This is a genomic window from Pseudomonas sp. 43(2021) (assembly GCF_017490805.1).
In the GTDB taxonomy this organism is placed as follows: Bacteria; Pseudomonadota; Gammaproteobacteria; order Pseudomonadales; family Pseudomonadaceae; genus Aquipseudomonas.
In genome coordinates this window covers 102,165-125,823 of record NZ_JAFGYJ010000019.1, presented here as the reverse complement: position 1 = coordinate 125,823, position 23,659 = coordinate 102,165, and the positions used below count along the sequence as shown (strand labels likewise).

Genomic DNA, 23,659 nt, shown 5'->3' with positions numbered 1-23,659 from the left:
TCAAACACTTGACTCGCTGCGATCTCTCGTAGCGGGAGGCGAATAATACAGCGTTTAAAACCGCTGTCAACCTTCATCTCAACCGCCATCGATCATTTGATCGAAGCCCTTTCAGCACCTTCCGAATCGCCTAACTCGTTGAATTTCAAGGAGTTTGTCGTTCCGTTGTCGCTGGAAGTGGGGCGCATTATAAGGGGATTCGGATGGGCGTCAACCTTTAATTTCAAGAAATTGAAATATAAGAGAAAAAGACCGTTTCAGGGCCACCAGGTGCTTGCCACAAGCCTTGCTGCGCCTGTGAGATCGAGCGCCGCCCGCGCGGCGCTCGATCTCACAGGCGCCAGAAGACTAAAGGCAGGCACATCTCGAATCCAACTCAATTTCATGACAGGCCCCCAACAGCCCCTCAAACCGCCTTCCCCTGCCTCCGAGCAAGCTTGGGAAGCACCCGCGAAACCACAGGAACCCGCAACGCCATTAACACAACACCAATAAAGGCATAAACAGCCCACTCCCGCAGATCCGAGCGCACGATCCACAGAAAATGCAGCAAACCCAACCCAAGTATCACGTACACCAACCGGTGCAGCTTCTTCCACCTCGCCCCCAACCGCCGCTGGCTATACCGATTCGAGGTAACCGCCAGGGCCAGCAACCCGAGAAACCCAAGCGCACCCACAATAATGTAAGGCCGCTTGCGCAACTCCACCGCCAACTGCCCCCAATCCAGCCCAAGGATAAAGAACAGATAAGCCAGGATGTGCAGCACGATATAGGCAAACACCCACAGACCCAGCTGCCGGCGCACCACGATCCAGCCAGACCAGCCCGTCAGTTTCTGCAGCGGGGTCATGCTCAAGGTAACCAGCAGAAAGGTCAGCGCCCCGAGCCCAAGGCGGTCCATCATGATCTTCCCGGGATCAGGCCCCAGCAGATTCATCGCTGCCTCATACAACCACCACACCGGGAACAGGCACCCCACGACAAAGATGGCCAGACGAAACCAAGGGTAACGCATCAATAGTTCTTCCGCAGATCGAGCCCGGTATACAGCGACGCCACTTCATCGGCATAGCCATTGAACATCTGGGTTTCCCGCACATTGGGACTGAACAGCCCGCTGGGCAGCCGCCGCTCGCGCGCCTGGCTCCAACGCGGGTGGTCGACCGTCGGGTTCACATTGGCATAGAAACCATATTCATCCGGCGCCAACCCTTCCCAGGTGGTGCCGGGCTGGTCGGCCACCAGGCTGATACGCACGATCGACTTGATGCTCTTGAAACCATACTTCCACGGCACCACCAGCCGCAACGGCGCACCATTCTGACTGGGCAGCTCCCGGCCATACATCCCGACCGCCAGGATCGCCAACGGATGCATCGCCTCGTCCAGGCGCAAGCCTTCTCTATATGGCCAGTCGATCAAGGCGAACCCCGAACGCTGCCCCGGCATGTGCTCCGGATCCTTCAGGGTTTCGAAGCGCACATAACGCGCCCTGGAAGTCGGCTCGACCTGCTTGAGCACCTGCGCCAACGGAAAGCCCAGCCACGGAATGACCATCGACCATGCCTCTACGCAACGCAGCCGGTAGATGCGCTCCTCAAGCTGGTACGGTTTGACGAAGTCCTCCAGCGCATAGCGCCCGGGCTTACCCACTTCACCATCGACCACAACGCTCCACGGTTCGGTTTTCAGGCTGTCGCCATTGGCCGCCGGGTCGCCCTTGTCGGGCCCGAACTCATAGAAGTTGTTGTAGTGGGTGGCATCCTTGAACGGCGTGATTGCCTCCCCCTTGACCGTTACTGCCTGCCATTGCGTGGCCGCGAGCTTTTCATTGAACCAGCCCGGCGCCTTGCCCGCCTCGACATCGGCGTAACGGCTGGCCTCGGCCGCGCGCGTCATGCCCGGCAAAGCGCCCAGGGCCAGGCCGGCCAACGAGCCACCCAGCAGGGTACGACGGGAGAGGTAGATGCCTTCGGGGGTGATCTCCGACGCCTTGCACTCGGAAGACCTGGGTAGCTTGATGAGCATGAGCGGCTCCACAGCACTGGATAACGGATGTACCAGTAAGACTATGGAGCCGGCGGGTTATTCCAGCATTAAATGATTGTCACGCTTTGCGACGACGTGCCTTCAGCAGGAACTGGATCGGCCCCGAAGCCGCATAGGCAAGGAAGATCAGCAGCAGGATACGCGGCGGGTCGCTGAACACCACGGCAAACACCAGCACCACGGCCAGGATCGCCACGAACGGCACACGGCCCTTGAGGTCCAGTTCCTTGAAGCTGTTGTACTTGATGTTGCTGACCATCAGCATGCCGGCAGCAGCCACCAGCAGTGCCACCAGGAACGACAGCTTGGAGCCCTGGATGCCGTAGTCACTGAACGCCCACACGGTACCCGCGACCACGCCCGCGGCAGCCGGGCTGGCCAGGCCGATGAAGTAGCGCTTGTCGGCGGTGCCGACCTGGGTATTGAAGCGTGCCAGGCGCAGTGCTGCACCGGCCACATAGATGAAGGCGACCATCCAGCCGACCTTGCCCATGTCGCCCAGCGCCCAGCCAAAGGCCAGCAAGGCCGGAGCCACACCAAAGGCGACCATGTCCGACAGCGAGTCGTACTCGGCACCAAAGGCGCTCTGGGTGTTGGTCATGCGCGCGACACGGCCGTCGAGGCCGTCGAGCACCATGGCCACGAAGATGGCGATGGCAGCAAAGGCAAAGTACTTGCTCGCCTCGCGCGGGTCACCGGCGCTCAGGGCGCTCTGCGCGCTCATCGAGCTGATGATGGAATAGAAACCGGCAAACAGGTTGGCGGTGGTAAAGAGGTTGGGCAGCAGATAGATGCCGCGATGGCGCACCTTGCGCCCTTCGGCGTCATGCCCTTCTTCAACGTGCTCATCGACAGGTAGCAGGCTTTCGGCGTCGGAGGGCTTGTTCGGCTCTTCGGGACGTTCGCTCATGGAGGGTACCTTGCAACAGGATGGAAAATGTTCGACACGGGCCTGCAAAACAGGTTCTGACGGCAAGCCACTGGTCTGCTTTATACCAGAAGCTGACTGCCAGAACGAAAAAACGCGGCCGAAGCCGCGTTTTTCATCTTTCGACAAGACTTAGTTCTTGGTCTTGTCGACGATTTTGTTAGCCGAGATCCACGGCATCATCGAACGCAGTTGCTCGCCGATGATTTCGATGCCGTGAGCGGCGTTGTTACGGCGCTTGGCGGTCATCGATGGGTAGTTGGTAGCACCTTCGGAGATGAACATCTTCGCGTACTCGCCGTCCTGGATGCGCTTCAGGGCGTTGCGCATGGCCTTGCGGGATTCTTCGTTGATGACTTCCGGACCGGTTACGTACTCACCGTACTCGGCGTTGTTGGAGATCGAGTAGTTCATGTTGGCGATGCCGCCTTCGTACATGAGGTCAACGATCAGCTTCAGCTCGTGCAGGCACTCGAAGTAGGCCATTTCCGGCGCGTAGCCAGCTTCGACCAGGGTCTCGAAACCGGCCTTGACCAGCTCGACGGTACCGCCGCACAGAACGGCCTGCTCACCGAACAGGTCGGTCTCGGTCTCGTCCTTGAAGGTGGTTTCGATGATGCCGGTACGGCCGCCACCTACGCCCGAAGCGTAGGACAGGGCGACGTTCTTGGCGTTGCCCGAAGCGTCCTGGTAGATAGCGATCAGGTCAGGGATGCCGCCGCCCTTCACGAACTCGGAACGCACGGTGTGGCCAGGGGCTTTCGGCGCGATCATGATCACGTCGAGGTCGGCACGCGGAACGACCTGGTTGTAGTGGATCGAGAAGCCGTGGGAGAAGGCCAGGGTAGCGCCCTTCTTGATGTTCGGCTCGATTTCCTGCTTGTACAGCTGGCCCTGGAATTCGTCCGGGGTCAGGATCATGACCAGGTCGGCAGCAGCGACGGCAGAGGCAACGTCGGTCACTTTCAGGCCGTGGGCTTCTGCCTTGGCAACGGTGGCCGAACCTTTACGCAGACCGATGGTGACATCCACACCGGAGTCCTTCAGGTTGCACGCCTGAGCGTGGCCCTGGGAACCGTAACCGATGATGGCGACTTTCTTACCCTGGATGATGGAAAGGTCGCAGTCTTTATCGTAGAAAACTTTCATGAAAATACCCCTGGTTATATCTCGGCCCCTGCGGAGCCATCGCTAATTTTTGAATCTAGATGCTGAGCACTTTGTCGCCACGGGCAATGCCGGTAACGCCGCTGCGCACGGTTTCGAGAATCGATGCAGTGCCGATCGCCTGGATGAAGCTGTCCAGTTTGTCGCTGGTGCCGCTCAGCTGTACGGTGTACACGCTGGCGGTCACATCGACGATCTGGCCACGGAAGATATCCGTGGTGCGCTTGATCTCGGCGCGCTGGGCACCGGTGGCCTTGACCTTGACCAACATCAGTTCACGCTCGATGTGAGCGCTTTCCGACAGGTCGACGAGCTTGACCACTTCGACCAGCTTGTTCAGGTTCTTGGTGATCTGTTCGATCACTTCGTCATGGCCAACGGTGGTCAGCGTCAGACGCGACAGGGTCGGGTCTTCGGTCGGCGCCACGGTCAGGCTTTCAATGTTGTAGTTACGCTGGGAGAACAGGCCGACCACACGGGACAACGCACCTGGTTCGTTTTCCAGCAGCAGGGAAATGATGTGCCGCATATCAGGTACGCTCCGTCTTGCTCAGCCACATGTCACGCATCGAGCCATCCTTGATCTGCATCGGATAGACGTGCTCACTGCGGTCAACCGCGATGTCGATGAACACCAGGCGGTCCTTCATCGCAAACGCTTCTTCCAGCTTCGGCTTGAGGTCCTTCAGGCTGGTGATGCGGATACCCACATGGCCATAGGCCTCGGCCAGCTTGATGAAGTCAGGCAGCGACTCGACGTACGAGTGCGAGTGACGACCGTTGTAGGCCATGTCCTGCCACTGGCGGACCATGCCCAACACACCGTTGTTCAGGTTGACGATCTTCACCGGCAGGCCGTACTGCATGCAGGTGGACAGCTCCTGGATGTTCATCTGGATGCTGCCTTCGCCGGTCACGCAAGCAACGTCCTGGTCCGGGAAGTTGAGCTTGACGCCCATCGCCGCCGGGAAGCCGAAGCCCATGGTGCCCAGGCCACCGGAGTTGATCCAGCGGTTCGGCTTGTTGAAGCGGTAGTACTGCGCCGCGAACATCTGGTGCTGGCCCACGTCGGAGGTGACGAAGGCATCGCCATTGGTCACTTCGCACAGGGTCTCGATGACTTTCTGCGGCTTGATGACATTACCGTCGCCCTTGTCGTAAGGGAACAGCTCGCCATTGCCACGCCATTCGTCGATCTGCTTCCACCAGGCATCCAGCGCCGCCTTGTCAGGCTGCTCGCCGATTTCCTTGAGGATGCCGAGCATTTCGCTGAGCACGCTGTCGACCGGGCCGACGATTGGCACATCGGCCTTGATCATCTTGGAGATCGACGCCGGGTCGATGTCGATGTGGATGATCTTGGCGTTCGGGCAGAACTTGGCCGGGCCGTTGACCACGCGGTCGTCAAAGCGGGCACCGACGGCGAAGATGACGTCGGCATGGTGCATGGCCATGTTGGCAGTGAAGCTGCCGTGCATGCCGAGCATGCCGAGGAACTGGCGGTCGGTACCCGGGAAGCCACCCAGACCCATCAGGGTATTGGTGACAGGCAGGTTCAGCGACTTGGCGATATCGGTCAGGGCTTCGGAGCCACCACCGAGAATCACGCCGCCACCGGAGTAGACGATCGGGCGCTTGGCCGCCAGCAGCATCTCGGCCGCCTTGCGGATCTGGCCGGAGTGGCCGCGTACCGCCGGGCTGTAGGAGCGCAGCTTGACCTTTTTCGGGTAGACGTATTCGAACTTCTCGGCCGGGTTGGTCATATCTTTTGGAATGTCGACCACGACCGGACCTGGGCGACCGGATTGCGCCAGGTAGAATGCTTTTTTCAGAACTTCGGGGATTTCGCTGGCATGTTTGATCATGAAGCTGTGCTTCACGATCGGCCGCGAAATACCGATCATGTCGGTTTCCTGGAAGGCATCGGTCCCCACCATGGTGCTAGGCACCTGGCCGGACAGAATGACCATCGGAATCGAATCCATGTAGGCGGTGGCAATACCGGTAATGGCATTGGTCGCGCCCGGGCCGGAGGTTACCAGCACCACGCCGGCCTTGCCGGTGGCGCGGGCGTAGCCGTCCGCCATATGGGTAGCTGCCTGCTCATGACGAACCAGGATGTGCTCGACTTCCGGTTCCTTGAACAGCGCGTCGTAAACATGCAGGAGAGCACCACCAGGGTACCCGTAGATGTGCTTAACGCCTTCGTCACGCAAGAAGCGGACGACCATCTCAGCGCCAGATAAAAGCTCCACGTTGTTCACCTCTAAAACGCCAGAATACCGCCCTCACTGGACGGGTCTTAATAGGTTTACTGCCAAGCAGAGCATGAGCGAACGTCAGCACTGACTGAGCAAGTATTGGGAGCGCCCCAGAGTGTTGCGGGGTTTTCCCACCCAGCGCGAGGTAACGCGTTGCGGGGTGTAACAGGTCGGCGCGGGTGTGCGCCTCATGATCTGCTTAGCGGGTCTGCTTCTGGCAGTCCCTCTACAGCGGAGATTGGATTCTTCTGATTCGGCGCCAACAAGTCAAGAAAAATTATTGCCAATTTTTCCCCAAGATGAATTCCTGCCACCACTAAAAATCGCTTCAGCAGCAGAATTAATAAGATTTCCATAAAAAAGGGCCACAATCTGCGGCCCTTGAAGGAAAAACTGAAGAAATCAGGCGGAAGGAGCAATCAATTGGTCAAATGCTGCCAACAGGCGGCGCAGCTCACGACTTTGCTCTGGCCGGTCGGTAAACACGGTTTCGGCCATGACCAGGATGCCGGAGGCGTTGGGCAGCGGCTGACCCAGCTCGATGATGATCTTCATGCGCGGCAGGAAGATCCATTGCAGCCACTGCTCGAAACTGAGGGTATCGACAGCGAAAGGCACCGTACTGGCCAGTGCCTCATCGCTGGGTGGCTCGTCACCCCACCAGCCTTGCACCTGCAGTTCACGCTCGATCAGCATCAGGTGGTCGGCAATATCCAGAATACGCTGCTCGATCATCACGAATTGACCCGGGCCTTTTGCCGGGCCAGGGCGGCGCCAGCGCTGTCACCCTGCTTTTCGCGGGCCTGGGCGATGGTGTTCCACAGCTCGGCCTGCAGGCTCGGGCGGCCGTTGGCGTAAGTCAGGGCGCGACGCGCCAGCTGCTCGGCCTGCGGCGCATCACCTTGCGACAGGCGCACCTGGGCCAGGCGGTACAGCACCTGTGGCTCGCGCGGGGCAATGCGCTGGGCGCGCTCCAGGCTCGAGGCGGCACCGTTGAAGTCACCACTGCCCTGCTGCGTCTTCGCGGTAGTCAGCAGCGCCAGCACCGGGCCGTCCAGTTGCTCATCGGCCGACAGGCCACCCGCAGCAGCGCTGCTACGTGGGATACCGGTTGGCGCACTGGTGCTTTGCGAAGCGCTGTTCATCGCCGCGATGTCGAAGGGTTCGTCGGCGATCGGGTTGGGGTTGGTGGTCATCGGTGCCGAACCGACCGGCGCTGTGGTGATCGGTCCGGAGGTGATCGGCCCCGGGGTAATCGGCGAGGTGCTGATCGGCGCCGCGCCATTGGCCGCCGGGAACGTCTGGATGCCCGAAGCGCCAGCGCCCTGGGGGATCATCACGGTGACGCCGGAATCCTCAGGCAGCGTTTGCGCCTGCGTGGTGCCCGCGTTATAGCCACCCGCAGAGCGGTTGGCCGTCACGCGTTCACTGTTGGACACGCGGGTGCTCGAGTCGACCACCGGAATATTGCCGCGCGGGACGCTGGCGCACCCCTGGAGCACCGCCAGCGCCGTCACGGCAGGAAACAGCCACTTGTTCACGTCACACCTCATCAATGCAGCCTGTGCTTAATTCATCCAGCCCTTGACCCAGTCCATGACCGATTCAACTGGATCCTGCTCGCCGCCACAGGTCGCGCCGGCGGGCGGTTCACTGCCGCGAATATACGGCATCTGCACCGCTCCCGGACAGCTGCCATCAGACCCATGGCCACTGTATGGGTCGATCCAGGCCTGCACCACGTTATCCGGTTGCGGCATGTCCAGCGGCAGCGGGTCGGCCTTTTTCATGAAGCTGGTCCACACTTGCAGGGCACCGGTGGCGCCGGTAAATGGCGTTTTGCCGTTATCGTCACGGCCCATCCACACCACCGCCAGCAGGTCCTGGCTGAAGCCGGAGAACCAGCTGTCGCGCGAATCGTTACTGGTACCGGTCTTGCCCGCCAGGGTGAGGTTGCGCGGCAACGTGTTGTATACCGAGCGGCCGGTGCCCTCGCGCATCACCCGCTGCATGGCGTTCTGCACCAGGTAGATGGCCCCCGGGTCGAAGGTTTGCTGGATCTGGAACGGGTAGCGCTTGAGCGGCTCACCTTCGGCGGTGAGCACGCTGCGGATACCGCGCATCGGGGTGTTGAAGCCGCCGTTGGCGATGGTCTGGTACATGGTCGCGACCTGCATCGGCGACATGCCGCCGGCACCCAGCAGCATGGCCGGGAACGCCGGCCAGTCGACATTCACGCCCAGCCGGCCAATGGTCTTGATCACGTTGGGCACGCCCACTTCCAGGCCGATCTTGGCAGTCGACAGGTTGTAGGAGTTGGCCAGACCCTGATACAGATAGATGGTGCCATGCGGGCGGCGGTCATAGTTTTGCGGGCGCCAGACCTGGCCATCGGCACCTTTGACCGAGAACGGTTCGTCCTGCACCCAGCTGGTCAGGGTGTACTTGGTCGGTTGCTCCAGCGCGGTCAGGTACACCGCCGGCTTGACCAGCGAGCCGATCGGCCGCACGGCATCGATGGCGCGGTTGAAGCCGGCGAAGCCGGCCTGGCGGCTGCCGATCAGCGCCTGCACTTCACCGGTTTCCGGGTTGGTCACGACCATCGCCGACTCCACCTCGTCAGCGCCCTTGCGGCCCGCCAGGCGCTTGAAGGTCTCGCTCATCGAGGTTTCGGCCTTCATCTGCAGGATCGGGTCGAAGCTGGTGAAGATGCGCAGGCCTTCTTCGGTCAAGTCTTCATCGCGGTAGTCCTGGCGCAGCTGACGCTTGACCAGGTCGAGGAAGGCCGGGAACGAGCTGTCGGCCAGGCTGCCACGCTTGGTCACGCCCAGCGGCATCTTCTTCGCGGCATCGACTTCTGCCTGGCTGGCCACGCCCTGCTCGGCCACCAGGTCGAGCACCAGGTTGCGGCGGGCCAGGGCACGGTCAGGGTAGCGACGCGGGTTGTAGTAGGACGGCCCCTTGACCATGCCCACCAACAAGGCGATCTGGTGCAGTTTCAGCTCCGACAGCGGTTGGCTGAAGAAGAACTGGCTGGCAAGGCCGAAGCCGTGCACCGCACGCTGGCCATCCTGGCCGACGAACACCTCGTTGAGGTAGGCCTCGAGGATCTCGCGTTTGTCGTAGTGCAGTTCCAGCAGCACGGCCATCATCGCTTCGGTCAGCTTGCGGCTGAGGCTACGCTCGCTGGTGAGGTAGAAGTTCTTCACCAACTGCTGGGTCAGGGTACTGCCCCCCTGGCGCATGGAACCTGCCGAGGTGTTGACCCACATGGCGCGGGCGATGGACTTGGGCGACACCCCGAAGTGGCTGTAGAAGTCGCGGTCCTCCGTCGCCACCAGGGTTTCGAGCAGGTACGGCGGCACCTGGTCGATCTTGATCAGGATGCGGTCTTCGAGGTTTTTCGGGTAGATGCCGCCGATCATCAGCGGCTCCAGGCGCACTACGTCGAGCGTCTTGCCGTTGGCGCCGGAAAGGCCCGCCACGTAATCGCCGGAGAAGCGCACACGCACGAACTGCGCCGGCTCCATGCCCTCGTAGAACTGGAAGCCACGGGTATTGAGCTCGACGGTATTGCCGTTGACTGCCGCCGCCCCCGGGCCGTTGGCCGCGCTTTCACGCCGGTAACCGAGCGCGTCCAGCTCGGTGAGGAAGTCGTTCTTGCTCAGTTTCTGGCCGGTGAACAGTTCCAGCGGCCGGGCATACACCTTGGCCGGGATGGTCCAGCGCTTGCCGGAAAACTTCTCCTGGACGATGGCATCGAGGTAAACCGCGAAGCCGGCGACGATCACCAGGCCGACCAGGCTGAGCTTCAAAGCCCAGCCCAGCCAGGCGCGGGAGCGGCCGGTCGGGCGTTTCTGAGGGGTACGGGGATTTCGGGTTCGGGTCATGACGGCGGATTATACGCACTTTATAAAGGCTGGGCAGACGCCCCCGGCGGTAGGCAGGGACGGCACCATTGACCATAATGGCGCATTCGAATTCCCTGCCCCCGGAAGGATTTCCCGTGAGCCAAGCCCTTATCACTGCGTTGCAGAACCCAGCCCTGTACCCTCACCCCGTGGATGGGTTCCAGCTCATCGAGACGCATATCTCCTGGGTATTGCTCACCGGCGAGTATGCCTACAAGGTCAAGAAACCGATGAACTTCGGCTTCCTCGACTTCACCAGCCTGGACCAGCGCCAGCATTTCTGTAACGAGGAATTGCGCCTGAACCAGCGCCTGACCGACGGTCTGTACCTGGAAGTGTTGCCGATCACCGGCAGCGTTGACGCACCACAGATCGGTGGTGAAGGCGAAGCCATCGAATACGTGCTGAAGATGCGCCAGTTCCCCCAGGGGCAGATGCTCAACACCCTGCAGGCCAATGGCGAGCTGAATGCTGCGCACATCGACCAGATGGCCCGGCAGATCGCCGAATTCCATCTGCAGGCCCCGCGTGTGCCGGTGGAGCACCCACTGGGCACACCAGACAGCGTGATGGCGCCGGTGGAGCAGAACTTCGAGCAGATTCGCCCGTTCCTCAGCGACAAGGCCGACCTGCAACAGCTCGACGCCCTGCAGGCCTGGGCACGCAGCAGTTTCGAGCGCCTGCATGGCCTGCTGGAAAAGCGCAAGGCCAATGGTTTCATCCGTGAATGCCACGGTGACATCCACTTGGGCAACGCCACCCTGATCGATGGCAAGGTGGTGATCTTCGACTGCATCGAGTTCAACGAACCGTTCCGCCTGACCGACGTGTATGCCGACACCAGCTTCCTGGCCATGGACCTGGAAGACCGTGGCCTGAAATGCCTGGCCCGGCGCTTCATCAGCCAGTACCTGGAACTGACCGGCGACTACGAAGGCCTGGAACTGCTCAACTTCTACAAAGCCTACCGCGCGCTGGTGCGGGCCAAGGTGGCGCTGTTCAGCATGCCGGCCGATGCCGATGGCGTGCAGCGCGCCACCACCCTGCGCACCTACCGCAACTATGCCAACCTGGCAGAAAGCTACAGCGCCATCCCGTCGCGCCTGCTGGCCATTACCCACGGCGTTTCGGCAGTGGGCAAAAGCCACGTGGCCATGCGCATGGTCGAGGCCCTGGGTGCCGTCCGCGTGCGTTCGGACGTGGAGCGCAAGCGCCTGTTCGGCGAACAGCAGCAGGCTGACGCTGGTCAGCTGAGTACCGGCATCTATGACCAGGACGCCAGTGTCGCGACCTACCAGCGCCTGCACGAGGTAGCGGCGACCGTGCTGCGCGCCGGCTTCCCGGTGGTGCTGGATGCCACCTACCTCAAGCGTGAGCAGCGCCAGGCCGCAGCGGACATCGCCAGCCAGACCGGGGTGCCGTTCCTGATCCTCGACTGCCATGCGCCGGATGCGGTCATCGCCAGCTGGCTGGAGCAGCGCCAGGCAGAAAACACCGACCCGTCGGATGCCACCCTGGAAGTGGTCAAGGCCCAGCAGGCCAGCCGTGAGCCGCTGGATGCACAGGAACTGGTGCAGAGCACCCGCGTCGATACCCAGAATGCCGGTAGCATGGACCAGGTGATCGAGCAGATTCGCCAGCGCCTGCCTGGCCTGTAAGCTCAGCGTTTTCCTGGGCCGGCCTCATCGCGGGTGAACCCGCTCCCACAAGGTTATCTGCAAGCCTCACGACTGACGCAGTACCTGTGGGAGCGGGCAAGCCCGCGAAGAGGCCGGCACAGGACATCTCGTCGCCCCCGATGGCAAAAGGCCGCGCATTTCCTAACCCCCGCTACACTCCTCTCTGACCTGCTCGCGATTTATCCCCCAATCCCCGTTCAGCCATCGCAAGGAGGCTCGATGAACGATGAATTGCAGCATCTGAAGAACCTTGGCAAGACCTCTGCGCAGTGGCTGCATGCAGCCGGCATCCACAGCGCATCGGATCTGCGCCGCCTGGGCGCGGTGGGTGCGTACCAGGCCGTGAAGACACGAGGGTTCCGCGCATCGAAGGTGCTGTTGTATGCCATTGAAGGCGCCCTGCTGGACATGCACTGGAACGATTTGCCGCTCGAACGCAAAGAAGCGCTCAACCAACAACTGGATGCGAAAAGCCCTGCGCAAAAAAATAAAAAATAATCACAGGAAAGGGATTGACGCCGAAATGAGAATCGTTATGATTATCATAACTGGTCGCGAGACTGGTTGGATAAGCTAAGAGCCCCTGGTTCGGACTCTCAGATTATCTCCTCATCAGGCTAATCACGGTTATTGACCCGGCAATTTGCCGGGTCTTTTTTTGCCCTTTGCAGCCCTGTCACCGCAGTTGCGCGCAATAGTCCTGCTCCGGCATCGCTGCTGTGTACCACACATAATCAGCCTCGCCCGTGTCGACCTGCTCACCCACCTCGGCCAGCAGCAGTACCTTGCTCTCCCCTTGTGCTTGCAGGTCAGCCAGGTGCAACGGCACCCCCAGGTCCTTGCGCACGTGATAAGCCCCGGCCAACAGCAGTGCCGGCTGCGGCGCCGCCAGCAAGCGCTCGGCCATTCGCCGGTCGCGCTGCTGCTGCACGGCCAGCATTGCCGGCAACTGGCTTTCTGGCAGCATCCCGCAATGCCCGACGCGCACCTGCTCCAGCAGGGCGGCCTTGACCGTCGGCGCATTGGACCGTTCGCCCGGTAACGAAGGCGGCTGTCGATAGGCCTGGCGCATCTCGCCGGGTGAGAGGTTGGCGGCCAGCAAAGGCACCCGCTGCTGCAAGGCTTCAGTCACGATTGGCCCGTACAGCTGCCAATCCCAGCCATCCTGCCAGGCCAGGGCCTTGGGCAGGTCTGCCGGCCAAGGTTGCCCCGCGAGCTTGTCCAGCAGCGGTTGCTGCTCGGGCTGCAGCATTTCCAGCAGCAGGCTGCCCTGCGCGCGTTGGCCTTGCAAGGCGCGCAGCAGCCATAGCTGCAGCGCGTGATGGTCGGGGTTGTCGTGTTTCTCGCCGACCAGCACCCGGGGGGCGGCAGACAGGTGCTGCACGAGCTGCTCAGGGCTGATCAGCTGGCCACTGGCAAGATCGACGATATGTCCCAGCTCGGCATGGCTGCGCCCTTCACTGCTCTGCCAAGCGGGCAGCGGTGGCAGGCTGGCCTGGCAGCCACCCAGTACCAGTACCAGGCCCAGCGAGAAAGCGGACAGCAGCGGATGTCGCATTGGGCAGTACCTCCATGTCATTCAACAATGTATAGGCCTGCACCAGCTCTTGAGGGAGCGCACGCCTCGGCGTCTTGAATACCCACATCAACGGGTGATGATCAGCGGATGGCCACGCTCCGGGTGCGCCTGAACCAGTACATCGATCCCGTATACCGCCTTCAACGCCGCCGGCGTCAGCACGGCTTCGGGCGCTGCAAAGGCATGGCAGCGCCCCTGCTCCAGCAGCAGGATACGGTCACAGTAGCGCGCCGCCAGGTTCAGGTCATGCAGGATCACCAGCACCGCGGCGCCACGGTCGGCAAAGCGGCGCACGGCTTCCAGGGTGGTGTGCTGGTGCAGCGGGTCGAGCATCGAGGTCGGCTCGTCGAGCAGCAGCGTAGTGCCTGCTTCGCCCGGCCACAGCTGCGCCAGCACCCTGGCCAGGTGCACCCTTTGCCGCTCGCCGCCAGACAATGCCAGGTAACTGCGCTCTACCAGGTGCCAGGCATCCGCCGCCCGCAAGGCCGCCTCGACGATTTCCGCGTCGCGCCGCTGCCCGGTGCCATGGGGCATGCGCCCCATGCCCACCACTTCCTCGACCCGGAACGAGAACCCCAGGCTGGACACCTGCGGCAACACCGCCAGGCGCCTGGCCCGTTCCGGCCCGGCCCAGTCGGCCAGTGGCCTGCCCTGTAGCGTCACCCGCCCGCGATCGGGCGCCAGCTCACCACACAGCACACCCAGCAGGCTGCTCTTGCCGGCACCGTTGGGGCCGAGCACGCCTACCACCTGCCCCGGGCTCAGCTGCAGATGAATGTCATGCAGCACTTCGTTGCTGCCCCGCCGCAAGTGCAGGCCCTCGGCTTGCAACATCAGCTGCGTCCTCGTATCAGCAAGAAAAGGAAGAACGGCGCACCGATAAAGGCCGTGACGATGCCAATCGGCAGCTCGGCAGGCGCCAGCAGCAGCCGCGCCGCCAAATCGGCGAACAGCATCAGCACGCCACCGGCCAACAAGGAAGCTGGCAGCACCACACGATGATCAGGCCCGGCCAGCAGGCGTACCAGGTGCGGCACCACCAGGCCGATGAAGCCGATCAGCCCGGCAGCGGCCACCGCCGCACCCACACCCAGCGCCGTGCAGAACACCAGCTCGCGCTTGAGTCGCTCCACATCGATGCCCAGGTGGCGCGCCTCCGACTCACCCAGCAGCATGGCATTCAGCGCCTTGGCCCGGCGTGGCAGCCATACCGCCACACCCGCTGCCACCAGCAGCAACGGCCATAGCCGCTGGTAACTGGCACCGTTGAGGCTGCCCAGGTTCCAGAAGGTCAGCGTACGCAGGGTGGCATCGTCGGCCAGGTAGGAAAACAACCCCACGGCAGCACCGCCCAGCGCGGTCATGGCCACACCGGCCAGCAGCATCGTGGCAACGTTGGTCTGGCCGTCGCGCCGCCCCAGGCGATAGACCAGCGCAGTCACACCCAGCCCGCCGATGAAAGCGCACAGCGACAACAGGTAAGGGGCAAGCATATCCGGCATGCCGCCCAGCCAGCTGCCGCCAACGATGGCCACCGCCGCGCCCACCGCCGCACCGGCGGCAACCCCTACCAGCCCGGGGTCGGCCAACGGGTTACGGAATAGCCCCTGCATGGCCACCCCGGACAACGCCAGCACCGCGCCCACCGCCAACCCCAGCAAGGTGCGCGGCAGGCGGATCTGGCCGAGGATCATCTCGGCCTGCTGCAGGCCATCAGCGGCGATGGGCAGCCCGAGCAGGCGCAGGCCGGCACGCAGGGTATCGAACAGCGGCAGGCTGACCGGCCCCAGGGCCAATGACAACCAGACCGCCAACAGGCACAACAGGCTCAGGCAGATTAACAGCGTGCGTGGCTGGACCCGCTGCTTCATTGAGCGAGGCTGGCCTTGGCAGCCGGGTAGAAGGTGGCCGCCAGCGACTGCAGGGTTGCCGGCAGGCGCGGCCCGAGCCCGCCGACCAGCAGCGTCGGGTCAAGCGACACCAGGCGCTTTTCGCGCACGGCGCGCGAGGCCGCCAGTGCGGGGTTCTCTTTCAGCAACGCCTGCAAGGCCTGCTCATCGGCCAGCGCCCGGTCGGAAAACACGATCACATCCGGGTCCAGCGCCGCCAGTGCTTCGCTGGAGAAATTCCTGTAGCCCTGATGTTCTGCCAGGTTGCGCCCGCCTGCCTGGCTCAGCAGCCAGTCACCGGCGGTGCCCTGCCCGGCGATCAGCGGCCTGGCCCCGGCATGCCCGACCAGTAGCAACACCCCTGGCGCCTTCTGTCCGGCCTGGGCCTGCCTGACCTTGGCCTGCAAGGCATCGAGCTTCTGGTGGTAGCCCGACGCCAACACCGCGGCTTGCTGTTCGGCGCCCAGCAACTGCCCCAGGTGCTTGAGGTTGTCATCCACCGCCGCCAGTTCGGCCTTGCTGGAGAACAGTTCGACCCGCACGCCAGCCTTGCGGATTTGCGCCAATACTGGTGGCGGGCCCATTTCCTCGGTGCCTACCAGCACATCCGGGCGCAGGCTGAGAATGCCTTCCGCCGACAGCTGCCGCTGGTAGCCAACGCTGGGCAGTGACTTGAGCGATGACGGGTGCTGGCTGGTGGTGTCCACCCCCACCAACCGCGCCTCACCGCCCAACGCGCTGATCCATTCGCTCAGTGCGCCACCAGCGCTGACCCAACGCTGCGGCGTCTCGGCCGCCAAGGCCTGGTTGGAGAGCACAAGGCTTGCGCACAGGACGAGCAAGGCGACAGGATGGCGCATCATCGGGTTCCTTCTGCAGGCGGGCCGCACGCCTTGTGGCGGGCGACGGAACTGCGCACCATAGGCAGCCGGGCGCAGCGAATGCGGGCAATTTGATAATTATTCGCATTGATGCGTCAAGCCACCCCTTGTTTCACGAGTCGTCGTTGCCATGCACTTCCTTTGTACCTCCCACGGCCTGGCCGAAGGCCAAGGCCGCGCCTTCAGCGTAGACGGCATCGAACTGTTCGGTGTGCGCCGCCAGGGCCAGGTGTACCTCTACCGCAACCGTTGCCCGCACCGTGGCATCCCGCTGAACTGGGCAGAGGATGCGTTTCTCGATGACAGCGCCAGCCTGATCCATTGCGCCCATCATGGCGCGCTGTTCCTGATCGAAAGCGGCGAATGCGTGGCCGGGCCGTGCGAGGGCGAGCAACTGCAGGCCCTGGGCTGCCACGAGGACAGCCAGGGCATCTGGTTCAAGGGGTCAGCAGCACCGGCAGGCGGCGGTCGATGACGATGCCTTCGGCGTCCAGGCGCGTACCGTAGGCCAGCACCTCCACCCCTTCCGCCACCGCCGCGCGCAGGGCCTGGGCATAGGCCGCATCGATTTCCTCGGCCGGGCGCACGGCGTCGACAGCGGTCAGGTTCACGCAATACAGCTGCACCGCCCGTACGCCCTGCCTGGCCAGCTTCGCCAGCTCGCGCAGGTGCTTGGCACCGCGCTGGGTCACCGCATCAGGGAAGGCCGCGACCGTGCTGTCGGGGTAACCCAGGGTCACGCTCTTGACCTCGACATAGGCCGGGGCACCGTCGAACTCCAGACGAAAGTCGATGCGGCTGCCCTCCTCACCGTAAGCCACCTCACGCCTGAGCGCGCTGAAACCGGCCAGTTCGGCGATGATGCCGGCACGCAGGGCCTCTTCGACCAGCGGATTGGCCCGCCCGGTATTCACACAGGCCAGCCGCCCCTGCGGGGTTTCGCTGATTTCCCAGGTGCCCGGCAATTTGCGCCTGGGGTCGTTGGAGCGGCTGAACCACACCTGCCCGCCTTCACGCATGCAGTTGAGCATGGAGCCGGTGTTCGGGCAGTGAATGGTCAGCTGCTCGCCGCCGGGCAGTTCGATATCCGCCAGAAAGCGCTTGTAGCGGCGCAGCAGGCGGCCCTGTTCGAGTGGGGGATGGAATTGCATCAGCCTTGCCAGCTCCGCAGGCCGCGGGCAATCCGCTGCACCGCCTCCTCCAGGCGCGGCAGGCTCTGGGTGTAGGCAAAACGCACATGGTGCCCGGCCAGGTGGCGGCCGAAGTCCAGGCCCGGGGTGAAGGCCAGGTGCTCGGTCTCCAGGAAGTGCCGGCAGAAGGCGAACGCGTCACCGCCAAAGGCACTGATGTCAGCATACAGGTAGAACGCCCCCTGCGGCTCGACGGCAATGCGGAAGCCCAGTTCGCGCAGGGCGGGCAACAGGTAGTCGCGACGGCGGGCGAACTCGGCGCGGCGCTCCTCGAAAATGGCCAGGGTTTCGGGCTGGAAACACGCCAGCGCGGCATGCTGGGCCATGCTTGGCGCACTGATGTACAGGTTTTGTGCCAGCTTCTCCAGGTCGGCCACCGCGCCAGGGGGCGCTACCAGCCAGCCGAGGCGCCAACCGGTCATGCCGAAATACTTGGAAAAACTATTCAGGACGAATGCCGAGTCGTCCACTTCCAGCACGCTGGGTGCGTCCATGCCATAGGTCAGCCCGTGGTAGATCTCGTCCACTACCAGGTGGCCATGCCGTTCGCGGGTAGCGTGGGACAGGCTGGCAAGCTCGTCACGCCCCAGCACGGTGCCGGTCGGGTTGGCCGGCGAGGCGACCAGGGCACCGACCGTGTCCTTGTCCCAGTAGCGGTCGACAAGGTCGGCGGTCAGCTGGTAGTTCACATCCGGGCCCACCGGCACCAACTGCGCCCCGCCCTCGACCAGACGCAGGAAGTGGCGGTTGCACGGGTAGCCCGGGTCGGCCAGCAGCCAGTGCTTGCCCGGGTCGACCAGCAGGCTGCTGGCCAGCAATAGCGCACCAGAGCCACCCGGGGTGATGAGGATGCGTTCAGGGTCGATACTCAGGCCATAACGCTGACCATAGAAGCCGGCAATGGCTTCGCGCAGCGCCGGCAGGCCGCGTGCGGCGGTGTAGCGGGTGTGCCCGGCGGCCAGTGCCGCCTGGCCCGCGGCAACGATGGGCGCGGCCGTGGTGAAGTCCGGTTCGCCGATTTCCAGGTGAATCACGTCGTGTCCGGCCGCCTGCAGCTCGTTGGCCCGGGCCAGCAACGCCATGACGTGGAAGGGTTCGATGGCGCGGCTGCGCGCACTGTAGGGGTGGGCCATGACCTTCTCTCAAATGGGTCTAAACTGGAGATTCTACCTCTGCACGCTACCGAACGTGCGGCTCACGCCGCTGTCAATTACCAGGATAGGGCGGGGTAGCGCACCCCTGATCTATCTGGTAAGTTCGGCGGCTCGCAGTCGCAGGGCCGGCGGGTGCCGGAGATGGAGCAGCCTGCGCATTGGATCAGATGAGTGAGAGGCGGTCTATTCATGTCCACCGTAGAAAAGCAAAAAGCCCAGACCATGTACGGTGTCGAGCCCTACGTAGAAACCAAGGGTGAAGAGTACATGGGCGAGCCCATGAAAAAGCACTTCACCAAGCTTCTCGGCGCCTGGAAGCAAGAGCTGATGAACAGTGTCGACCGCACTGTGGACCACATGAAGGACGAGGCAGCCAACTTCCCCGACCCGGCCGACCGCGCCAGCCAGGAAGAAGAATTCGCCCTGGAGCTGCGCAACCGCGATCGCGAGCGCAAGCTGATCAAGAAAATCGACAAGACCCTCGACAAGATCAAGGCCGACGAGTACGGCTGGTGCGAATCGTGCGGCATCGAGATCGGCCTGCGTCGCCTGGAGGCACGCCCTACCGCCGACCTGTGCTTCGACTGCAAGGAAATCGCCGAGAAAAAGGAAAAAACGGTCGGCAAAGGCTGATCTTTCTTTCCACCTGAACGGGGCGCATCATGCGCCCCGTTTCATTTATATGCCCAGCCTGACCATGACCGACTCCAGCTACATCGGGCGTTTTGCCCCCACCCCCAGCGGCTTCCTGCACTTCGGCTCGCTGGTCGCCGCCCTCGCCTCCTGGCTCGATGCCCGCGCCGTCAACGGCCGCTGGCTGCTGCGCATGGAAGACACCGACCCACCCCGGGAAATGCCCGGTGCCCGTGATGCGATCCTGCAGACCCTGGAGCGCTACGGCCTGGAGTGGGATGGCGAAGTGGTGTTCCAGAGCCAGCGGCACGATGCCTATGCCGCGGTGGTCGACCGCCTGTTCAACATGGGCCTGGCCTACGCCTGCACCTGCTCGCGCAAGCAGCTGGAGGGTTACAACGGTATCTACCCAGGCCTGTGCCGCAACGCCGGGCATGCCCGTGAAGGTGCGGCAATCCGCTTGCGCGTGCCGGAGCTGATCTACCGCTTTACCGACCGGGTGCAGGGCGAGTACCAGCAACACCTGGGGCGTGAGGTGGGCGACTTCGTCATCCAGCGCCGCGACGGGCTGTATGCCTACCAGCTGGCGGTGGTGCTGGACGATGCCTGGCAAGGTGTTACCGACATCGTGCGTGGCGCCGACCTGCTCGACAACACCCCGCGCCAGCTGTACCTGCAAGAGTTGCTGGGCTTCTCGCAGCCGCGTTACCTGCATATTCCGCTGATCGTGCAGCCGGACGGGCACAAGCTGGGCAAGTCGTACCGCTCGCCGCCGCTGCAGGCAGACCAGGCGACACCGCTGTTGCTGCGGGCGTTGCGGGCGCTGGGGCAGGAAGCAGACCCCGAGTTGTTGCTGGCAACGCCGGCTGAAGTGCTGGCGGTGGCGCGCAAGCAGTGGCGGCCCGAGGCGATTGCGCAGCGGACCACGGTGCCAGAGGCTGATTTGCGCTGAGGCAGGCCCGGCCCTTTCGCGGGTAAACCCGCTCCCACAGGGTCCTCACCAAACCTGAGGAAAGCGCATTACCTGTGGGAGCGGGTTCACCCGCGAAGAGGCCGGCACAGGTAGCCCACCCCTCAAAAACAAAAGCCCAATAAATTCAACCTCTTGGCGAACCCCATGGATTCCCGCTAGCATCCCCCCAGCCATTTGCGCCAATAATAAGTCCAAGCCCGCAGCGCCCAACCATCGAGGCCAGCATGTACATCTATCGTTTGGTCCTGCTTCTGGTCGTGGGGATCTACCTGTTCTCCCCGGCCATCATGGACTGGTGGATCGAACCGACCGGAGCCTGGTATCGCCCTTACCTGCTCTGGCTGATCCTGATCGTCGTCACCTTCATCCTGCAGAGCCAACGAGATGCCGATGAGCTTTAGCCTGACCCAGATGATCCTGATCAGCGCCGCGTACCTCATGGTGCTGTTCGGCGTGGCCTGGATCAGCGAGCGGGGGCTGATCCCGCGTTCTATCATTCGCCACCCGCTGACCTACACCCTGTCGTTGGGCGTGTACGCCAGCGCCTGGGCCTTCTATGGTTCGGTGGGCCTGGCCTACCAGTACGGCTACGGCTTCCTTGCCTGTTACCTGGGGGTGTCCGGCGCGTTCCTGCTGGCGCCAGTGCTGCTCTACCCGATCCTCAAGATCACCCGTACCTACCAGCTCTCCTCGCTGGCCGACCTGCTGGCGTTCCGCTTCCGCAGCACCTGGGCCGGGGCGCTGACCACCATCATCATGCTGATCGGCGTGCTGCCCTTGCTGGCCCTGCAGATCCAGGCGGTGGCCGATTCGATCAGCATCCTCACCGGCGAGCCGGTCAAGGCCCGGGTGGCCTTCGCCTTCTGTACGCTGATCATCCTGTTCACCATCTTCTTCGGCTCGCGGCACATCGCCACACGCGAAAAGCACGAAGGGCTGGTGTTCGCCATTGCCTTCGAGTCGGTGATCAAGCTGCTGGCCCTGGGCGGTATCGGCCTGTACGCCTTGTATGGCGTGTTTGGCGGCCCGCACGAACTGGAAGTGTGGCTGTTGCAGAACCAGACCGCCCTGGCTGCCCTGCATACCCCACTGCAGGAAGGCCCATGGCGCACCCTGCTGCTGGTGTTCTTCGCCTCGGCCATCGTCATGCCGCACATGTACCACATGGCCTTCACCGAAAACCTCAACCCGCGCTCGCTGGTCAGCGCCAGCTGGGGCCTGCCGCTGTTCCTGCTGCTGATGAGCCTGGCCGTGCCGCTGGTGCTGTGGGCCGGCCTGCGCCTGGGCGCCAGCACCAACCCCGAGTACTTCACCCTGGGCCTGGGCATTGCCGCCAACAACCAGGCACTGGCACTGCTGGCCTACATCGGCGGCTTGTCGGCCGCCAGCGGGTTGATCATCGTCACCACCCTGGCGCTGTCAGGCATGGCCCTCAACCACCTGGTGCTGCCGCTGTACCAGCCGCCGGCCGAAGGCAACATCTACCGCTGGCTGAAGTGGACCCGCCGTGCGCTGATCGTCGCCATCATCACCGCCGGGTTCATGTTCTACCTGACCCAGAACAACCACCAGAGCCTGGCCAACCTGGGCATCGTCGCCTTCGTCGCCACGTTGCAGTTCCTGCCGGGCGTGCTGTCGGTGCTGTACTGGCCGACTGCCAATCGCCGCGGCTTCATCGCCGGCCTGCTGGCCGGCACCCTGGTGTGGATGGTGACCATGCTGCTGCCGCTGCTGGGCAACCTGCAGGGCTTCTACATCCCGCTGCTGGACATGATCTACGTGCTGGACGACACCAGCTGGCACATGGCGGCCATCGCCTCGCTGGCGGCCAACGTGCTGTTGTTCACCCTGATTTCGCTGTTCACCAACGCCAGCAACGAAGAGGTCAGCGCCGCCGAAGCCTGCGCGGTGGACAACGTGCGCCGCCCGCAACGCCGCGAGCTGCATGCCGCCTCGCCACAGGAGTTCGCCACCCAGCTGGCCAAGCCGCTGGGCGCCAAGGCCGCGCAGAAGGAAGTGGAGCAGGCCCTGCGCGATCTCTACCTGCCGTTCGACGAGCGCCGCCCCTATGCCTTGCGCCGCCTGCGCGACCGCATCGAGGCCAACCTGTCCGGCCTGATGGGGCCAAGCGTGGCCCAGGACATGGTCGAGACCTTCCTGCCGTACAAGTCCGGTAACGAAAACTACGTGACCGAGGACATCCACTTCATCGAAAGCCGCCTGGAAGACTACCACTCGCGCCTGACCGGCCTGGCCGCCGAGCTCGACGCCCTGCGCCGCTACCACCGCCAGACCCTGCAGGAACTGCCCATGGGCGTCTGCTCGCTGGCCAAGGACCAGGAAATCCTGATGTGGAACAAGGCCATGGAAGAGCTCACCGGCATCGCCGCCAAGCACGTGGTCGGCTCGCGCCTGGTCACCATCGACGAACCTTGGCGCGGCCTGCTGCAAGGCTTCATCAACGTGCCCGACGAGCACCTGCACAAGCAGCGCCTGGCGCTGGACGGCCAGCCGCGTTGGCTGAACCTGCACAAGGCCGCTATCGACGAGCCGCTGGCCCCGGGTAACAGCGGCCTGGTGCTGCTGGTGGAGGACCTTACCGAAACCCAGGCGCTGGAGGACAAGCTGGTGCACTCCGAGCGCCTGGCCAGCATCGGCCGCCTGGCCGCCGGCGTGGCCCACGAGATCGGCAACCCGATCACCGGCATCGCCTGCCTGGCGCAGAACCTGCGCGAGGAGCGTGAGGGCGATGGCGAAATCATCGAGCTATCCAGCCAGATTCTCGAACAGACCAAGCGGGTATCGCGCATCGTCCAGTCGCTGATGAGCTTCGCCCATGCCGGCGGCAGCCACCAGAACAGCGAAGAGCCGGTATGCCTGGCCGAAGTGGCGCAGGACGCCATCGGTCTGCTGGCGTTGAACCGGCGCAATTTCGAAGTACAGTTCTTCAACCTCTGCGACCCGGAGCACTGGGCCGAAGGGGACCCGCAGCGCCTGGCCCAGGTGCTGATCAATCTGCTCTCCAACGCCCGCGATGCCTCGCCGCCCGGCAGCGCCGTGCGCGTGCGCAGCGAAGTCAGCGAACACACCGTCGACCTGATCGTCGAGGATGAGGGCAGCGGGATACCGAAGAACATCATGGACCGCCTGTTCGAACCCTTCTTCACCACCAAGGACCCGGGCGAAGGAACCGGACTGGGGCTCGCTCTGGTCTATTCCATCGTGGAAGAGCATTATGGGCAAATCACCATCGACAGCCCGGCCGATATCGAACGGCAACGTGGCACCCGGATCCGCGTGACCCTGCCCCGGCATGTCGTAGCGACGTCCCCTGAAATTCGAGACCGTCGAGAGAATTGAAT

22 protein-coding genes are annotated in these 23,659 nt (G+C 63.3%); 7 read left to right on the top strand and 15 right to left on the bottom strand.

The annotated features are described in order from the left end of the window. Positions 1-406: 406 nt before the first annotated feature. From msrQ to mrcB, 9 genes are all read right to left on the bottom strand, one after another. Positions 407-1,018 (bottom strand): protein-methionine-sulfoxide reductase heme-binding subunit MsrQ, encoded by a 612-nt coding sequence (msrQ, locus tag J5M71_RS17590; RefSeq protein WP_207834435.1) that lies wholly within the window; start codon positions 1,016-1,018, stop codon positions 407-409. Next, positions 1,018-2,031, bottom strand: coding sequence for a protein-methionine-sulfoxide reductase catalytic subunit MsrP (gene msrP / locus J5M71_RS17585; RefSeq protein ID WP_207834433.1), 1,014 nt, complete (start codon positions 2,029-2,031; stop codon positions 1,018-1,020). The genes msrQ and msrP overlap by 1 nt, the downstream gene beginning before the upstream one ends. A 79-nt stretch (positions 2,032-2,110) precedes the next feature. Further along, the gene (pssA, locus tag J5M71_RS17580) at positions 2,111-2,962 is read right to left on the bottom strand and encodes a CDP-diacylglycerol--serine O-phosphatidyltransferase (protein ID WP_003250045.1); all 852 of its coding nucleotides are present in this window, start codon (positions 2,960-2,962) and stop codon (positions 2,111-2,113) included. A 150-nt stretch (positions 2,963-3,112) separates the two neighbouring features. Next, positions 3,113-4,129: a ketol-acid reductoisomerase gene (gene ilvC / locus J5M71_RS17575; RefSeq protein WP_013974255.1), complete on the bottom strand. Its 1,017-nt coding sequence runs from the start codon at positions 4,127-4,129 to the stop codon at positions 3,113-3,115. Positions 4,130-4,184: 55 nt separating this feature from the next. Further along, entirely contained in the window at positions 4,185-4,676 is a 492-nt protein-coding gene (gene ilvN / locus J5M71_RS17570) for an acetolactate synthase small subunit (RefSeq protein ID WP_003250040.1), read from the bottom strand. A gap of 1 nt (position 4,677) precedes the next feature. Then, complete coding sequence (locus tag J5M71_RS17565) at positions 4,678-6,402, bottom strand: acetolactate synthase 3 large subunit (RefSeq protein ID WP_207834424.1); 1,725 nt, start codon at positions 6,400-6,402, stop codon at positions 4,678-4,680. 408 nt (positions 6,403-6,810) lie between these two features. Further along, the gene (locus J5M71_RS17560) at positions 6,811-7,143 is read right to left on the bottom strand and encodes a YqcC family protein (RefSeq protein ID WP_207834413.1); all 333 of its coding nucleotides are present in this window, start codon (positions 7,141-7,143) and stop codon (positions 6,811-6,813) included. Beyond that, positions 7,143-7,961, bottom strand: a complete 819-nt coding sequence (locus J5M71_RS17555) for a tetratricopeptide repeat protein (RefSeq protein WP_207834411.1) — start codon at positions 7,959-7,961, stop codon at positions 7,143-7,145. The genes J5M71_RS17560 and J5M71_RS17555 overlap by 1 nt, the downstream gene beginning before the upstream one ends. A 15-nt stretch (positions 7,962-7,976) precedes the next feature. Continuing rightward, the gene (gene mrcB / locus J5M71_RS17550; protein ID WP_063911765.1) at positions 7,977-10,298 is read right to left on the bottom strand and encodes a penicillin-binding protein 1B; all 2,322 of its coding nucleotides are present in this window, start codon (positions 10,296-10,298) and stop codon (positions 7,977-7,979) included. A gap of 116 nt (positions 10,299-10,414) precedes the next feature. On the opposite strand from mrcB, the gene J5M71_RS17545 reads away from it, so the two are divergent. Next, on the top strand, positions 10,415-11,977 hold the full coding sequence (locus J5M71_RS17545) for a bifunctional aminoglycoside phosphotransferase/ATP-binding protein (RefSeq protein ID WP_207834410.1): 1,563 nt from the start codon (positions 10,415-10,417) through the stop codon (positions 11,975-11,977). A 240-nt stretch (positions 11,978-12,217) separates the two neighbouring features. Then, positions 12,218-12,496, top strand: coding sequence for a TfoX/Sxy family protein (locus tag J5M71_RS17540; protein WP_207834408.1), 279 nt, complete (start codon positions 12,218-12,220; stop codon positions 12,494-12,496). Between the two features lie 178 nt (positions 12,497-12,674). On the opposite strand, the gene J5M71_RS17535 is transcribed toward J5M71_RS17540, so the two are convergent. The 4 genes from J5M71_RS17535 to J5M71_RS17520 all read right to left on the bottom strand — a co-directional run bounded on the left by J5M71_RS17535 (position 12,675) and on the right by J5M71_RS17520 (position 16,329). Next, on the bottom strand, positions 12,675-13,556 hold the full coding sequence (locus tag J5M71_RS17535; RefSeq protein ID WP_207834406.1) for a ChaN family lipoprotein: 882 nt from the start codon (positions 13,554-13,556) through the stop codon (positions 12,675-12,677). A gap of 87 nt (positions 13,557-13,643) precedes the next feature. Further along, positions 13,644-14,411, bottom strand: coding sequence for a heme ABC transporter ATP-binding protein (locus J5M71_RS17530; RefSeq protein ID WP_207834396.1), 768 nt, complete (start codon positions 14,409-14,411; stop codon positions 13,644-13,646). Then, the gene (locus J5M71_RS17525; RefSeq protein WP_207834452.1) at positions 14,411-15,394 is read right to left on the bottom strand and encodes an iron ABC transporter permease; all 984 of its coding nucleotides are present in this window, start codon (positions 15,392-15,394) and stop codon (positions 14,411-14,413) included. The genes J5M71_RS17530 and J5M71_RS17525 overlap by 1 nt, the downstream gene beginning before the upstream one ends. Positions 15,395-15,444: 50 nt before the next feature. Continuing rightward, positions 15,445-16,329, bottom strand: coding sequence for an ABC transporter substrate-binding protein (locus J5M71_RS17520; RefSeq protein WP_207834394.1), 885 nt, complete (start codon positions 16,327-16,329; stop codon positions 15,445-15,447). Positions 16,330-16,477: 148 nt separating this feature from the next. Here J5M71_RS17520 and J5M71_RS17515 point away from each other — a divergent pair, with 148 nt between their 5' ends. Continuing rightward, positions 16,478-16,822, top strand: coding sequence for a Rieske (2Fe-2S) protein (locus J5M71_RS17515; protein WP_207834384.1), 345 nt, complete (start codon positions 16,478-16,480; stop codon positions 16,820-16,822). On the opposite strand, the gene sfsA is transcribed toward J5M71_RS17515, so the two are convergent. After that, positions 16,785-17,498, bottom strand: coding sequence for a DNA/RNA nuclease SfsA (sfsA, locus tag J5M71_RS17510; protein WP_207834381.1), 714 nt, complete (start codon positions 17,496-17,498; stop codon positions 16,785-16,787). The two genes, J5M71_RS17515 and sfsA, sit on opposite strands and share 38 nt — an antisense overlap. Then, on the bottom strand, positions 17,498-18,670 hold the full coding sequence (locus J5M71_RS17505) for a pyridoxal phosphate-dependent aminotransferase (protein ID WP_063911773.1): 1,173 nt from the start codon (positions 18,668-18,670) through the stop codon (positions 17,498-17,500). Before J5M71_RS17505 ends, sfsA begins: the two co-directional genes overlap by 1 nt. 210 nt (positions 18,671-18,880) lie before the next feature. Between J5M71_RS17505 and dksA the strand changes: the two genes are divergently transcribed. The 4 genes from dksA (at position 18,881) to J5M71_RS17485 (ending at position 23,657) form a co-directional block, all read left to right on the top strand. After that, positions 18,881-19,324: an RNA polymerase-binding protein DksA gene (gene dksA, locus J5M71_RS17500; RefSeq protein ID WP_025340685.1), complete on the top strand. Its 444-nt coding sequence runs from the start codon at positions 18,881-18,883 to the stop codon at positions 19,322-19,324. Between the two features lie 64 nt (positions 19,325-19,388). Then, entirely contained in the window at positions 19,389-20,276 is an 888-nt protein-coding gene (gene gluQRS, locus J5M71_RS17495) for a tRNA glutamyl-Q(34) synthetase GluQRS (protein WP_207834450.1), read from the top strand. 245 nt (positions 20,277-20,521) lie between these two features. Next, positions 20,522-20,698 (top strand): hypothetical protein, encoded by a 177-nt coding sequence (locus J5M71_RS17490; protein ID WP_003250005.1) that lies wholly within the window; start codon positions 20,522-20,524, stop codon positions 20,696-20,698. Next, a complete protein-coding gene (locus J5M71_RS17485) occupies positions 20,682-23,657 on the top strand; it encodes a sensor histidine kinase (RefSeq protein ID WP_207834379.1) in 2,976 nt (991 codons plus the stop codon). The genes J5M71_RS17490 and J5M71_RS17485 overlap by 17 nt, the downstream gene beginning before the upstream one ends. Positions 23,658-23,659: the final 2 nt, after the last annotated feature.